Raw genomic sequence first — 13,962 nt, 5'->3', positions numbered from 1 at the left:
GGGGCAGCACGTGCACACCCTGATCTCCCTGACCGCGCCGGCCGTGCTGCCGGCGGTCGACCCGGTCGTGGCCGCTCCCGAGTGGTCCGGCGGGCAGGCCGCCGTGTGGCTCGTCGCGCTGCCGCTGCTGTCGGCCGCGGTGCTGCTGCTGCTCGGCCGGCGTGCCGACCGGTGGGGGCACTGGATCGGCGTCCTCGCGTCCGCCGGTGCCTTCGTGGTCGGCCTGCTGCTGCTCGTGGCCGTGCTCGGGCAGCCCGCGGGCCAGCGCGTGCACGACGTGCACCTCGCGACCTGGCTCGACGCGGGCGCGCTGAGCATCGACGCGGGGCTGCGGGTCGACCCGCTGTCCCTGACGTTCGTCATGCTCGTCACGTTCGTCGGCACGCTCATCCACGTGTACTCCGTGGCCTACATGGAGCACGACGCGGCCCGCCGTCGGTTCTTCGCCTACCTCAACCTCTTCGTCGCGGCGATGCTGCTGCTGGTCCTCGCGGACTCGTACGTGCTGCTGTTCGTCGGCTGGGAGGGCGTCGGCCTCGCGTCGTACCTGCTCATCGGCTTCTGGAACCACCACACCCCCTACGCGGTGGCGGCGAAGAAGGCGTTCGTCGCCAACCGCGTCGGTGACGTCGGCCTGCTGGCGGCGATGGGTCTGCTGTTCGCGACGTTCGGCAGCCTCGACTTCGCGACGGTGGAGAGCGGCGTGGCCGCGGCCTCCGAGGGGACGCTCACGGCGATCGGCCTCATGCTGCTGCTCGCCGCGTGCGGCAAGTCGGCGCAGTTCCCGCTGCAGTCGTGGCTCGGCGACGCGATGGCCGGCCCGACGCCCGTCTCGGCGCTCATCCACGCCGCGACGATGGTCACGGCGGGCGTGTACCTCATCATCCGGTCCGGCGCGGTGTTCGCCGCGGCGCCCACGGCGCAGCTCGTCGTCGCGGTCGTCGGTGCGGTGACACTGCTGTTCGGTGCGATCGTCGGCTGCGCCAAGGACGACATCAAGAAGGCGCTCGCCGCCTCGACGATGTCGCAGATCGGCTACATGGTGCTCGCCGCGGGCCTCGGCCCGATCGGCTACGCGTTCGCGATCTTCCACCTCGTGACGCACGGCTTCTTCAAGGCCGGCATGTTCCTGGGGGCCGGCTCGGTCATGCACGGCATGGACGACCAGGTGGACATGCGCCGGTTCGGTGGCCTGGGCCGGTACATGAAGATCACGTACTTCACGTTCATGGCCGGCTGGCTGGCGATCCTCGGGATCCCGCCGTTCGCCGGGTTCTTCAGCAAGGACAAGATCATCGAGGCGGCCTTCGTGCCCGTCGACGGGCAGCCGTGGCGCGCCTGGGTGTTCGGCGGAGTCGCGCTGCTCGGTGCCGGGATCACCGCGTTCTACATGTCGCGCCTGTTCTTCATGACGTTCGAGGGCCAGAAGCGCTGGAGCACGACGCGCGAGGGCAAGGAGCAGCACCCGCACGAGTCGCCGGCGCTCATGGTGTGGCCGATGATCGTCCTCGCCGTCGGCTCGGTCGGTCTCGGCTGGGTGCTCTCGAGCGTCGGGTTCGTCGAGTGGCTCGAGCCCTCGGTGGGCCACGCGGAGCACCACGAGCCGGTGCTCGCGATCCCGTTGATCGTCGGGCTGACGCTCGCCGCGGTCGCGCTGGGCCTCGTGCTCGCGTGGCGCCGGTACGCGGTCACGACCGTCCCGGTGACACCCCCGCTGGGCACGGCCCTGACGCGCGCCGCCCGCGTGGACCTGCACCAGGACGCCGTGAACGACGCGCTGCTCGTGGCGCCGGGGCAGTACCTGACCCGCTCGCTGGTGTACGGCGACAAGGCCGTGGTCGACGGGGCGGTGACCGGTCTCGGCCGGCTGACCGTCGGCGTCGGCGACCTCGTGCGCCGGGTCCAGAACGGGTACGCCCGCTCGTACGCCGCGGCGATGGTGCTCGGCGTCGTCGTGCTGGCCGTCGTCGTCCTCGCCGTGCGCGGCTGACCGAAGAGCCGACAGGAGACCTGGAACTGATGTCGAACTTCCCCTGGCTCACCGCGCTGGTGGTGCTGCCGCTGGTCGGTGCCGCAGCCCTGTGGCTGCTGCCCGCCGGCGCCCGCACCCGCGCGCGCACGGTCGCGCTCGGGTTCGCCCTGGCGGAGGTGCTGCTCGCCGTCGCGGCGTTCACGGCCTTCGACGTGGCGGACGCCGCGACGCACCAGCTCGTCGAGACCGCGCCCTGGATCCCCGCGCTCGGCGTGTCGTGGGCGCTCGGCGTCGACGGCGTCGGGCTCGCGCTCATCGGCATGTCGGTCGTCCTCGTGCCGCTCGTGGTGCTCGCCGCGTGGCGCGAGCAGGGCTCCACGGACGCCCCGACCGACCGGTTGCGGCACTACCTGGCGCTCGTCCTGCTGCTCGAGGCGTTCATCGTCCTGGTGTTCGCCGCGCGCGACGTGTTCCTCTTCTACGTCGTCTTCGAGGCGATGCTCATCCCCGTCTACTTCATGATCGGTGCGTTCGGCGGCGCGCAGCGGCGCTACGCCGCCGTGAAGTTCCTGCTGTACTCGCTGGCCGGCGGGCTGGTCATGCTCGTGGGCGTCATCGCGCTGTACCTGCAGGGCCCCGGGGGCCCCGAGGGCTTCCTCATCGAGAACCTCGTGGGGCTCGAGCTCGACCCGACGGTCGAGAAGTGGCTGTTCCTGTCGTTCTTCCTCGCGTTCGCGATCAAGGCGCCGATGTTCCCGGTGCACACCTGGCTGCCGGACGCCGCGCAGCAGGCCCCGGCCGGCACGTCGACGCTGCTGGTCGGCGTGCTCGACAAGGTCGGCACCTTCGGGATGCTCACGCTGTGCCTGCCGCTGTTCCCGGCGGCCTCGCGCTGGGCGGCGCCCGTGGTGATCGTGCTCGCGGTGGTCTCCGTGATCTACGGGGCGCTGCTCGCGATCGGCCAGAAGGACATGATGCGGCTCGTCGCGTACACCTCGGTGTCCCACTTCGGCTTCATCGTGCTCGGGATCTTCGCGTTCACGTCGACGTCGGTGGCGGGCTCGTCGTTCTACATGGTCAACCACGGGCTCTCGACGGGTGCGCTCTTCCTGCTCGTCGGCTTCCTCGCGGCGCGGCGCGGGTCGCAGCAGATCGTGGACTTCGGCGGCCTGCAGAAGGTCGTCCCGGTGCTCGCGGGCCTGTTCCTCGTCGTCGGGCTCTCGGCGCTCTCGCTGCCCGGCCTGTCGACGTTCGTCAGCGAGTTCCTCGTCATCGTCGGCACGTTCGCGGCGCACCCGGCCGCGGCGGTCGTCGCGACGCTCGGCGTGGTCCTGGCCGCGGTGTACGTGCTGTGGCTCTACCAGCGGGTCTTCACCGGACCGCCCCGCCCGGAGCTGGCGGCGACGCCCGACGTCGGTGCCCGCGAGCGGTGGGTCGTCGGTCCGCTGGTCGCGCTCATGCTGGTCCTCGGGTTCGTCCCCGGGCCCGCGCTGGACCTCGTCCGGCCGCCCGCGCAGGAGAGCATCGCCCAGCTCGGCGTCGACGACGTCGCGCCCACGACCACCGCCGGTACCGAAGGGAGTGACCAGTGAGCGGCTTCACCGCGCCCGAGATCGCGTGGGGACCGATGGTCCCCGTGCTGGTCGTCCTGCTGGCGGCCGTCGTCGGCGTGCTCGTGGAGGCCTTCGTGCCCGCCGCGCGCCGCCGTCTCGTGCAGCTCGTCCTCACGCTCGCGTCGCTCGCCGGTGCCCTGCTCGCGATCGCCGCGCTGTGGTCCGGCGTCGAGCGCACCGGCGGCACGGACGTGCTGGGCGGCTCGCTGGTCGTGGACGGGCCCACGCTCGTGCTGCAGGCGACCGTCGCGCTGCTCGCGCTGCTGTCGACCCTCGTCTTCGCCGACCGCGTCGCCGGTGGTGAGGACGCCTTCGCACCGTCCGCGGCCGCGGTGCCCGGCTCGGACTACGAGGAGCTCGCGCGCGCCAAGGGCCTGCGGCAGACCGAGGTCTTCCCGCTCCTGCTGTTCGCCACGGGCGGCATGATGGTCTTCCCCGCGACGACCGACCTGCTGACGCTGTTCGTCGCGCTCGAGGTCCTCTCGCTGCCGCTGTACCTGCTGTCCGGCATGGCACGCCGCCGTCGCCTGCTCTCGCAGGAGGCCGCGATGAAGTACTTCCTGCTGGGGGCGTTCGTCTCGGCGATCATGCTGTTCGGCATCGGTCTGCTGTACGGGTACGCCGGCTCGCTGCGGTACGCGGACATCGCGGCTGCCACCGCCACGCCCGACGGCACGGAGGGTCTCCTCGTGGTCGGCGCACTGCTGCTCCTGGGTGGCCTGTTCTTCAAGGTCGGCGCGGTCCCGTTCCACATGTGGACGCCCGACGTCTACCAGGGCGCCCCCACCCCCGTCACCGGTTTCATGGCCGCGTGCACCAAGGTCGCCGCGTTCGGTGCCCTGCTGCGCGTCGTCTACGGCATGCTCCCGGGCATGGCCTGGGACCTCGAGGTCGTGCTGTGGGTGGTGGCGGTCCTCACGATGGTCGTCGGCACGGTCGCCGCCCTCGTGCAGACGGACGTCAAGCGGCTCCTGGCGTACTCGTCCGTCGCGCACGCCGGCTTCGTCCTCACCGGCGTCGTCGCGCTCGAGCAGTCGGGCATCACGGCCGTGCTGTTCTACCTGCTCGCGTACGGCGCGGCGACGGTCGGCGCGTTCGGCCTCGTCTCGCTGGTCCGCGAGCAGGGGACGGGCGACGACGACGCGCCCGCGGTCCTCGGCGAGGCCACGCGCCTGTCGCAGTGGGCCGGGCTCGGCCGCTCGCACCCCGTCGTGGCCGTGACCTTCACGCTGTTCCTCCTGTCGTTCGCGGGCATCCCGCTGACGGCAGGGTTCGTGGGCAAGTTCGCGGTGTTCTCGGCCGCCGTCGAGGGTGGTGCGTGGCAGCTCGCGCTCGTCGGTGTCCTGGCGTCGGCGGCCGCGGCGTTCTTCTACGTCCGGATCATCGTCCTGATGTTCTTCACCGAGGCGCACGACGAGGCCGCGGAGGCGCCCCGCGCCGAGGTGTCGTCGCTCGTGGTGGACGGCACGGGAGCCGGTCCGGACGGCGAGGCAGGTGCCCGGGCCGCGGTGCTGACGGCCGAGGCCGAGCGCTCGACGCGCGCGACGGTGGCCGGCGGCGAGGGGCTGACGGTCGTCGCGGTCGCCGTCTGCGCGGTGCTGACGGTCGTGCTCGGTGTGGTGCCCTCGCCGGTGCTCGACGCGATCGCGTCGGTGGCGGTCCTGCTGCCGTGAGCGGGCGCGGGCGCGCCGGGGTCGAACCGGGATCGTCCGGACATCGCCCGCTCCCGGTTCAGTCCTGCGGCCGCGGTGCGGATAGGTTCGTCCCGTGACCACCGCACTCGCCCTCCCTCTGCACGACGACGCCCTCGCGGAGCGCCTCTCCGGGCGGGTCGCGCTGGTCGAGGAGCTGCTGCGGGACGCGGTGACGTACGCCGACCCCATCGCGCACGACGCGTCCCGTCACCTCGTCGACGCCGGCGGCAAGCGGCTGCGCCCGCTGCTCACGCTGCTGACGGCCGAGCTCGGGGACGGCAACCGTCGCGAGGTCATCGACGCGGCCGCGGTCGTCGAGCTCACCCACCTCGCGACGCTGTACCACGACGACGTCATGGACTCCGCGCCGCTGCGGCGCGGCGCGCCCTCCGCGCACGAGGTCTGGGGCAACTCGGTCGCGATCCTCACCGGGGACCTGCTGTTCGCGCGCGCGTCCTCGATCGTCTCCGGGCTCGGTCCGGAGGCCGTCCGGATCCAGGCGCAGACGTTCGAGCGGCTGTGCCTGGGGCAGCTCCACGAGACCGTCGGACCACGCCCCGACGAGGACCCGGTGGAGCACTACCTCCAGGTGCTCGCGGACAAGACGGCCTCGCTCATCGCGACGTCGGCGCGCTTCGGTGCGATGTTCGCCGGGTGCCGTCCCGACGTGGTGCGCACCGTGACGCAGTTCGGGGAGATCGTGGGCGTGGCGTTCCAGCTCGCCGACGACGTCATCGACCTCACCTCCGACGGGTCCGTCACGGGCAAGACCCCGGGCACCGACCTGCGCGAGGGAGTGCCGACGATGCCCGCGCTGCTGCTGCGGTCGCGCGCGGCCCAGACGCCGGCGGGCTCCCGCGACCGGGACGTGGTCGCGCTGCTCGACTCCGACCTCACGGCCGACGCCGACCTCGCGGTCGCGGTCGAGGCGCTGCGCGAGCACGAGGTCGTCACCCTGACTCGTCGCCGGGCCGTCGAGCTCGCGCGGCAGGCCGTCACCGAGCTCGGGCCGCTGCCGGCCGGGCCCGTGAAGGACGCCCTCGTCGCGTTCGCCGACGCGCTCGTCGACCGCGCCTCGTGACGCGGACGCCATGATGGTCGCAGGCGTCAGGCTCCGCTCCGGTGCCGCCACCGATCAGGCGGGCCGCGAGACCAACGAGGACACCGCATGGGCGTCCGACGGGCTGTTCCTCGTCGCGGACGGCATGGGTGGGCACGAGGCCGGCGAGGTCGCCTCGCGCCTGGCGGTGGAGGTGCTGGTCGAGCGGCTCACCGGCACGCTGCCGACGATGGACACCGTGACCCGCGTGGTGCGCGAGGCGCACCGGCAGGTGCGTGCCCTGCCCGTCGAGGGTCAGCGGCGGCCCGGGACGACGCTCACCGGCGTCGTCGTCACCGAGCACGCGGGCGAGGCGTGCTGGCTCGTGCTCAACGTCGGTGACTCGCGCACCTACCGGATGGCCGGGGGCATCCTCGAGCAGCTCACGCGCGACCACTCCGAGGTGGCCGAGCTCGTCGAGCAGGGCGTGCTGGCCGCGGCGGACGCCGCGCGGCACCCGCGCCGGCACGTCGTGACGCGCGTGCTGGGCGGGGGCGCGTCGCGCGTCGACCCGGAGCTGCGGATGTTCCCCGTGAGCCGCGGCGACCGCATGGTGGTGTGCTCCGACGGCCTCACGGAGGTGCTTCCGGACGCCCGCGTGCAGGCCGTGCTGCGCGCCGAGCGGCACCCGCGGGCCGCCGCCGAGCGGCTCGTGCGCGAGGCGCTCGGGGCCGGTGCGCAGGACAACGTGACGGTCGTGGTGGTCGACGCGGTGGCCGTCACCCGGGAGCTGGGCGCGCCGGAAGCGCCGGACGTGGCACGATGACGGCCCACCCGATCCCGGAGGACCGCCCGTGAGCACCCGCGCCTCGGCCCCGCGCTGCGCATCGTGCGGCATGCCGCTCGCCCCCGACGCGGGGTCGTGCGCCGTCTGCGGCGCGCGCGTCCCGCTCATCGCCCGCCCCGCAGCGGGCGACGACGACGCGGCCGCCCCGGACGACGGTCGCCTCGAGGCCGCTGCTGCGCACGGTCCGGCGGGTGCTGCCGTCCCGCACGCCGGGGAGGCCGCGGACGCGGCGCCGACCGGTGCCCGCCCCGCCGTGACGCCCGCCGTACCGCCCCCGGCCCCGCGCTCGACGGCCGCGCGCTCGACGGCCCCGCGGGCTGCGGCGTTCGACGCCGCGACGGCCGCGCGGGAGGTGCGCGAGTCGGCACGGTCGGCGCGCGCGGTGCCCTCGACGGACGCGGTCCCGCCGGTGGGCACGCGCGTGCTGGCGTACGCGATCGACGTCCTGGCGGCCGGTGCTGCCGCGGGGCTGGGTCTGCTCGTCGTCAGCCTCACCGGTGGCGAGGGTGCGGTGCTGCCGGGGCTCCTGGGCCTGGCGGTGACCGTGGCGCAGGTCGTCGCCGAGGGACGTGGGGGCGCGACCCTCGGGTCGCGGCTCCTGGGGTTGCGCACGGTCGACGAGCGCACGGGAGCGGTCCCCGGTATCGGGCGAGCCCTCGTGCGGCAGCTCGTGCTCGGCCTGGGCACGCTGGCCTGCCTCGTCGGCAACTGGGTGATCGCCGCGTCCGGGGCGTGGGACTCCGGTCCGCGCCGGCGCGGCTGGCACGACAAGGCGTCCGGCACGGCGGTCGTGCTCGCGTCGTCGCGCCCCGGGGGCGTGGTGGCGCCGGGGGGGCCGCAGCGGGGTGCCGACGCGTGGACGCCGCCGCGTCCCGCCGCGACGTCGGCCTCCGTCCCGCCGCCCGCGTCGGCGGTGCCCGCGCCGTCGACCCTCGAGGACTTCCTGTTCGCCCCGTCCTCGTCGGGGTCGGGCGGTGGGCCGTCGGCCCCGCATGACGCCGCCTCGCCGGCCGCGCCGGCGCAGCCGCCGGTCGTGGTCCCGGTCGCCCCGGGGCCGCCCGCCCCGACCCCGGTCCCCGTGCGTGAGGCACCCGGAGTCACCCCGGCGGCGTCCGTGCGCCCCGCGCCGGAGCCCGACCTGCTGCCGCCGCCACCCGGCGCGGGCGTCGCTCAGGCCCCGCGGGCGGCCGCTGCCGCCGGCGCGGTCGACGACGACCTCGCGGACCTGGAGCACACGCGCGTGCGTGACCCCGAGACGCTGCGGCGTCGCACGGGGACGCTCTCGCTGCACTTCGACACCGGCGAGCGCGTCCGCGTCGTCGGCCGGGGCCTCGTGGGCCGTGGGCCGCGGGCCGAGGACGGTCAGGACATCCTGCACGTCGTCGCGCTGCAGGACGCGGCGCGGAGCCTGTCGCGCGTGCACGCCGAGTTCGGGCCCGTGCCGGCCACGGACGACGAGGACTCCGCGATCTGGGTCGCCGACCGCAGGTCCACGAACGGCACGGTCGTCGTCGACCCCACGGGCGTCGCCCGGGTCCTGCCGGCGGGGACGCGCGCGCTCGTCGGCGCCGGGTGGACGGTGCGGCTCGGGGACCGCGAGGCGCGCGTCGAGGCGGACTGACCCGTCACGGCCCCGGGAGGGGAGGTGGCTCAGGCGGGTGCGCCCGGCGCCGGGCGTCGGGAGTGCCGCAGGCCGTCCACCGTGAGCACGGCCAGGGCGACCCACACCAGGCCGAAGCCCCACCAGCGGGCCGGCGGCATCTGCTCGCCCGCGACGAGCACCCCGATGGCGAGCTGCAGCACGGGCGCGAGGTACTGCAGCAGCCCGACGGTGGTCAGCGGCAGGCGGCGCGCGGCGGAGTTGAACAGCAGCAGCGGGACGGCGGTGAGCACGCCGGTCCCGGCGAGCGCGAGACCGTGCAGGTCGACGGCGAACGTCCCGACGCCGGTCGCGTGGAGCCACGCGAGGTACCCGATGGCGACCGGTGCCAGCACGGCGGTCTCGGCCGCGAGGCCGGGCAGCGCGGCGACGCGGGCGCCGACGCGTGACTTGATGAGCCCGTAGCACCCGAAGCTCACCGCGAGCACGAGCGCGATCCACGGGAGGCGCCCGTAGCCGACCGTCAGGACGACCACCGCCGCGACGCCGCACCCGACCGCGACCCACTGCACGGTGCGCAGGCGCTCGCCGAGCACGAGCACGGCCAGGGCGATCGTGACCAGCGGGTTGATGAAGTACCCCAGCGCGGCGTCGACGACGTGCCCGGTGGTGACACCGTGGACGAAGACCAGCCAGTTCACCGCGAGCAGCACGGCCGCCAGCGTGAGGCGTGGCAGCAGGCCGCGGTCGCGCACGATGCCGGCGAACGCCCGCCACGTGCCGGTGAGCTGCAGCAGGACGAGGCAGAACAGCAGCGACCACACGACGCGGTGGGCGATGATCTCGACCGGGTCGCTCGGTGCCAGGAGCGGGAAGTACAGCGGCAGCCCGCCCCAGAGCACGTACGCGGCGACGCCTGCCGCCAGGCCGCCGCGACGGGTAGGGGAGGGGGCGTCCACCCACCGACTCTAGGCGCCCGTGTCGCGTGTCCACATCGTGGGCTGTCCGTATCGTGGAGTGGACGTCGAGCGCGTGGGCACTCCGCACCTAGACTTGGGCCGCACTGTTCTCGCACCGGCGCCGGGGTGTGCGGCCGCGAGGCGCGCCCTCACGACCGCGGCTCGCCCCGTCGTGCGAGGGCTCCCCACAGCGGAAGGCAACCAGGTCCCGTGAGCACCCCGACCCTGCGCGTCGCGATCGTCGGTGCCGGTCCGGCCGGCATCTACGCGGCCGACATCCTGTCGAAGACCGACCTCGACGTCAGCATCGACCTGTTCGAGCGCCTGCCCGCGCCGTTCGGCCTCGTGCGCTACGGCGTGGCGCCCGACCACCCCCGCATCAAGCAGATCATCGTCGCGCTGCACAAGGTGCTCGAGCGCGGCGACATCCGCCTGCTCGCGAACGTCGACTACGGCACCGACCTCAAGCTCGACGACCTGCGCACGTTCTACGACGCGGTGATCTTCTCGACCGGCTCGATCCGGGACGCGGCGCTGCCCATCCCCGGCATCGACCTCGAGGGCTCGTACGGCGCGGCCGACTTCGTGTCCTGGTACGACGGGCATCCCGACGTCCCGCGCACGTGGCCGCTCGAGGCCCGGGAGATCGCGGTCCTGGGCGCGGGCAACGTCGCGCTCGACGTGGCCCGCATCCTCGCCAAGCACGCCGACGACCTGCTGCCGACCGAGGTCCCGCAGAACGTCTACGACATCCTCAAGGCCAACCCGGTGACCGACGTGCACGTCTTCGCGCGTCGCGGTCCCGCGCAGGCCAAGTTCTCGCCGCTCGAGCTGCGCGAGCTCGGGCACGTGCCGGACGTCGACACGATCGTCTACCCGGAGGACTTCGAGTTCGACGAGGGCTCGATGGCCGCGATCCACTCGAGCAACCAGACCAAGCAGGTCGTCAAGACCCTCACGGACTGGACGCTCAAGGAGCCCGAGGACCTCACGGCGTCGCGCCGCATCCACCTGCACTTCCTGCACAAGCCCGTCGAGGTGCTGGGCGAGGACGGCAGGGTCGTGGGCCTGCGTACCGAGCGCACCGCGCTCAACGGTGACGGCAACGTCACCGGGACGGGCCAGTTCCAGGAGTGGCCCGTGCAGGCCGTCTACCGCGCGGTCGGCTACTTCGGCTCGCCGCTGGTCGACATCCCGTTCGACGACGTCGCGGGCGTGATCCCCAACCGCGAGGGCCGCGTGGTCGACGTCGACGGGGAGCACCTCGACAGCGTGTACGCGACGGGCTGGATCAAGCGCGGTCCCGTCGGCCTCATCGGGCACACGAAGTCCGACGCGTCCGAGACGATCCGGCACCTCGCCGAGGACGTCGCCGAGGGCGGCGCGTCGTTCTACACCGCCACCGAGCGCGACCCGCAGGCCGTCCTGGACTTCCTCGCGCAGCGCGGTGCCGACACCATCGAGTGGTCCGGCTGGGAGCTGCTCGACGCGTACGAGCGGTCGCTGGGCGAGCCCCAGGGGCGCGAGCGCGTCAAGGTGGTCCCCCGCGAGCACATGGTGGCCGTGGCCCTCGGCCGCGAGGTCCCGCAGGACTGATCCGCGCGGGACGGCGCACCCGGACCCCCGGACGACCCCGTCGTCCGGGGGTCCGTCGCGTCCCGCGCCGGGGGTGGGTGGCGCGGGAACGCGCGCGCTGCACGGGACGTTGAGGTCGGTGGCGGGGACGCGGCGACACCCCCGCGGGGAGGACGAGGACGCAGATGGGTCACCGGCACTACAACGGCCTGAAGACGGCGGCGCTGTTCGGCGTGCTGTGGGCGGTGCTGCTGGGCATCGGGTGGTTCGTCGGCGGTGCACGCTACCTGTGGGTGTTCACGCTGCTCGGCCTGGGGATGACGGCCTACAGCTACTGGAACTCCGACAAGATCGCGATCCGTGCGATGCGCGCCCGCCCGGTCAGCGAGATCGAGCAGCCCGCGATGTACCGGATCGTGCGCGAGCTCTCGACCGCGGCACGCCAGCCCGTGCCGCGGCTCTACGTGTCGCCGACGATGGCGCCCAACGCGTTCGCCACGGGCCGCAACCCGCAGAACGCGGCCGTGTGCTGCACCGAGGGGATCCTGGCGATCCTCGACGAGCGTGAGCTGCGCGGTGTGCTGGGGCACGAGCTCATGCACGTCTACCACCGCGACATCCTCACGTCGTCGGTGGCGGCCGCCGTGGCGGGCGTCGTGACGTCGCTCGCGCAGCTCGCGTTCTTCCTCGGCGGCGGGGACCGCCGCGAGGGTGGCAACCCGCTGGCGGGCCTGCTGATGGTGGTCCTCGCGCCGCTCGCCGCGACGCTCGTGCAGCTCGCGATCTCCCGGACGCGCGAGTACGACGCGGACGAGGACGGCGCCCGGCTCACGGGCGACCCGCTCGCGCTCGCGTCGGCGCTGCGCAAGCTCGAGGCGGGCACGCGGGCCCGCCCGCTGCCGCAGGACCGCGACCTCGTCGACGTCTCGCACCTCATGATCGCCAACCCGTTCCGCGGAGCGGGCATGGCGCGGCTGTTCGCGACCCATCCGCCGATGGCCGACCGGGTCGCGCGGCTCGAGGCGATGGCCGGGGGGCCCGCCACCCCTCGGTGAGTCACCCCGCCGCCCGCCGTCACGGGCGGGCACCCGACGCGGGTGCCCGCCCCCGTGGCGGTGCGCTGCGGGGCTCAGCGGTAGTTGACGAACTGCAGCGCCGCGTCGACGTCCGCGTTCTTCAGCAGCGCGATGACCGCCTGCAGGTCGTCGCGGCTCTTGGCCGAGACGCGCAGCTCGTCGCCCTGGATCTGCGTCTTGACGCCCTTCGGGCCCTCGTCGCGCACGATCTTGGCGAGCTTCTTGGCGACCTCGGTGCTCAGGCCCTCCTTGATGGAGCCGACGAGGCGGTACTCCTTGCCGGACGGCTGGGGCTCGTTCTCCCCGGTGTCGAGCGCCTTGAGCGAGATCCCCCGCTTGATGAGCTTCGTCTGGAAGACGTCGAGCACCGCCAGCACGCGCTCGGGGGAGTTCGCGATCATGAGGACGTTCTCGCCGCTCCACGCGATGGACGCACCGACGCCCTTGAAGTCGTAGCGCTGCGTGATCTCCTTCGCGGCCTGGTTCAGCGCGTTGTCGACCTCCTGGCGGTCGACCTTGCTGACGACGTCGAACGACGACTCGCTCGCCATGCTGCTCCCTCCCGGCGCCCGAGCGGGCGCCTCAACGGTCCTGCGGCGGGGTCCGTGCGGCGTCGGGCGTCCGTTCCGCAGCCCACGACGCGGCGATGTGCACGAGCCCCCTCTCGGAGTTGCTATCCTTCCATCCGCACGCCGTTCACGCGGACGCGTCGAGCCCGACGTCCATGCACTTCCGGACGCGGTCCCGAGGCCGACACGTGACCGCGCGCCCCTTGGCGGGTTACCCGAGTGGCCAAAGGGGGCTGACTGTAAATCAGCTGGCAACGCCTACGGGGGTTCGAATCCCTCACCCGCCACGCACCGAAGGGGGCGTCCTGATCAGGACGCCCCCTTCGTCGTCGGTGCGGCCGGTCGCGGCCGGTCGCCCGCTCAGCAGGTCCAGGAGCCCTCGGTGAGGGAGACCGTCGCGCCCTCGTCGCGCGTATCGAAGATGCCGGCGTCCTCCGCGGTCGCGAACGCGACGCCGACGGCCGCCGGCTCGGGGAAGCCGGTGAGCTCGACGAGGCGGTCCTTCGCGCCGCTCTGGCACTCGGGCGACCACGGCTCGACGTCGTAGCCCTGCTCGGCGAGGCGGTCGACCTCGGCGGCCAGCACCGGGTCCTGGTCGCTGTCGGAGACGCGGGTCCACACGACGAAGAAGTCGCCGTCGGCCTCGGCAGGGTCGATCGCGGCGGGCCAGTCGGCGGTCGAGGGGTCGACACCCTCGTCGCCACCGCTGCAGGCGGCGAGGGTGACCAGGGCGAGAACGGACAGTGCGGCGGCCGTGCGGCCGCGACGGGGGGTGCGCATGCGCCGGATCGTGGCACGGGGCTCGACGGCCCGCGACGAACTGAAACGCTTTGGCACGGAGTGGGGGAGGCGGCCTCGAGCGCTCGTCGAGCGGGTCCGCGGCGACGGGGGGATCCGATTTCACGCGGGCCCCGCGCCCGTGTACTCTGGTCCGCGCTGCCCCGATAGCTCAGTCGGCAGAGCGTCTCCATGGTAAGGAGAAGGTCAAGGGTTCGATTCCCTTTCGGGGCTCTGTGGT

Annotated in this window: 11 protein-coding genes and 2 tRNA genes; 10 read left to right on the top strand and 3 right to left on the bottom strand. The window is 73.7% G+C overall.

What is annotated here, in order from left to right; translation table 11 throughout:
- Nucleotides 1–10: 10 nt before the first annotated feature.
- The 6 genes from nuoL (at nt 11) to CFLA_RS13655 (ending at nt 8,786) form a co-directional block, all read left to right on the top strand.
- Entirely contained in the window at nt 11–1,990 is a 1,980-nt protein-coding gene (nuoL, locus tag CFLA_RS13680) for an NADH-quinone oxidoreductase subunit L (RefSeq protein WP_013117923.1), read from the top strand.
- A gap of 29 nt (nt 1,991–2,019) precedes the next feature.
- Nucleotides 2,020–3,564 carry an NADH-quinone oxidoreductase subunit M gene (locus CFLA_RS13675; protein WP_013117922.1) on the top strand — a complete coding sequence of 515 codons (1,545 nt, stop codon included), beginning with the start codon at nt 2,020–2,022 and terminating at the stop codon, nt 3,562–3,564.
- A complete protein-coding gene (nuoN, locus tag CFLA_RS13670) occupies nt 3,561–5,258 on the top strand; it encodes an NADH-quinone oxidoreductase subunit NuoN (protein WP_013117921.1) in 1,698 nt (565 codons plus the stop codon). The genes CFLA_RS13675 and nuoN overlap by 4 nt, the downstream gene beginning before the upstream one ends.
- Nucleotides 5,259–5,352: 94 nt before the next feature.
- Nucleotides 5,353–6,360 carry a polyprenyl synthetase family protein gene (locus tag CFLA_RS13665; RefSeq protein WP_013117920.1) on the top strand — a complete coding sequence of 336 codons (1,008 nt, stop codon included), beginning with the start codon at nt 5,353–5,355 and terminating at the stop codon, nt 6,358–6,360.
- 13 nt (nt 6,361–6,373) lie between these two features.
- Entirely contained in the window at nt 6,374–7,144 is a 771-nt protein-coding gene (locus CFLA_RS13660) for a PP2C family protein-serine/threonine phosphatase (RefSeq protein WP_013117919.1), read from the top strand.
- A 28-nt stretch (nt 7,145–7,172) separates the two neighbouring features.
- Nucleotides 7,173–8,786: an RDD family protein gene (locus CFLA_RS13655; RefSeq protein WP_013117918.1), complete on the top strand. Its 1,614-nt coding sequence runs from the start codon at nt 7,173–7,175 to the stop codon at nt 8,784–8,786.
- Nucleotides 8,787–8,815: 29 nt separating this feature from the next.
- On the opposite strand, the gene rarD is transcribed toward CFLA_RS13655, so the two are convergent.
- Entirely contained in the window at nt 8,816–9,724 is a 909-nt protein-coding gene (gene rarD / locus CFLA_RS13650; protein ID WP_013117917.1) for an EamA family transporter RarD, read from the bottom strand.
- 210 nt (nt 9,725–9,934) lie between these two features.
- Between rarD and CFLA_RS13645 the strand changes: the two genes are divergently transcribed.
- Complete coding sequence (locus CFLA_RS13645; RefSeq protein WP_013117916.1) at nt 9,935–11,320, top strand: FAD-dependent oxidoreductase; 1,386 nt, start codon at nt 9,935–9,937, stop codon at nt 11,318–11,320.
- 164 nt (nt 11,321–11,484) lie between these two features.
- Complete coding sequence (gene htpX / locus CFLA_RS13640) at nt 11,485–12,354, top strand: zinc metalloprotease HtpX (protein WP_013117915.1); 870 nt, start codon at nt 11,485–11,487, stop codon at nt 12,352–12,354.
- 74 nt (nt 12,355–12,428) lie between these two features.
- On the opposite strand, the gene CFLA_RS13635 is transcribed toward htpX, so the two are convergent.
- A complete protein-coding gene (locus CFLA_RS13635; RefSeq protein ID WP_013117914.1) occupies nt 12,429–12,926 on the bottom strand; it encodes a YajQ family cyclic di-GMP-binding protein in 498 nt (165 codons plus the stop codon).
- 223 nt (nt 12,927–13,149) lie between these two features.
- Between CFLA_RS13635 and CFLA_RS13630 the strand changes: the two genes are divergently transcribed.
- Nucleotides 13,150–13,231, top strand: a tRNA-Tyr gene (locus CFLA_RS13630).
- A 73-nt stretch (nt 13,232–13,304) separates the two neighbouring features.
- Here the strand turns inward: CFLA_RS13630 and CFLA_RS13625 are convergent.
- Entirely contained in the window at nt 13,305–13,724 is a 420-nt protein-coding gene (locus CFLA_RS13625) for a hypothetical protein (protein ID WP_013117913.1), read from the bottom strand.
- A 158-nt stretch (nt 13,725–13,882) separates the two neighbouring features.
- Between CFLA_RS13625 and CFLA_RS13620 the strand changes: the two genes are divergently transcribed.
- Nucleotides 13,883–13,955: transfer RNA gene (locus CFLA_RS13620), tRNA-Thr, on the top strand.
- The last annotated feature ends 7 nt before the right edge of the window (nt 13,956–13,962 follow it).

It is taken from the genome of Cellulomonas flavigena DSM 20109 (genome assembly GCF_000092865.1).
Taxonomy (GTDB): domain Bacteria; phylum Actinomycetota; class Actinomycetes; order Actinomycetales; family Cellulomonadaceae; genus Cellulomonas; species Cellulomonas flavigena.
This window is presented reverse-complemented; position numbering and strand designations above follow the sequence as displayed.

Bases quoted from the DNA above. Each gene is read 5' to 3' on its own strand.
- CFLA_RS13675 (WP_013117922.1), top strand. From the start codon at position 2,020: ATGTCGAACTTCCCCTGGCTCACCGCGCTGGTGGTGCTGCCGCTGGTC.
- CFLA_RS13660 (WP_013117919.1), top strand. From the start codon at position 6,374: ATGGTCGCAGGCGTCAGGCTCCGCTCCGGTGCCGCCACCGATCAGGCG.
- htpX (WP_013117915.1), top strand. From the start codon at position 11,485: ATGGGTCACCGGCACTACAACGGCCTGAAGACGGCGGCGCTGTTCGGC.
- CFLA_RS13635 (WP_013117914.1), bottom strand. From the start codon at position 12,926: ATGGCGAGCGAGTCGTCGTTCGACGTCGTCAGCAAGGTCGACCGCCAG.
- CFLA_RS13625 (WP_013117913.1), bottom strand. From the start codon at position 13,724: ATGCGCACCCCCCGTCGCGGCCGCACGGCCGCCGCACTGTCCGTTCTC.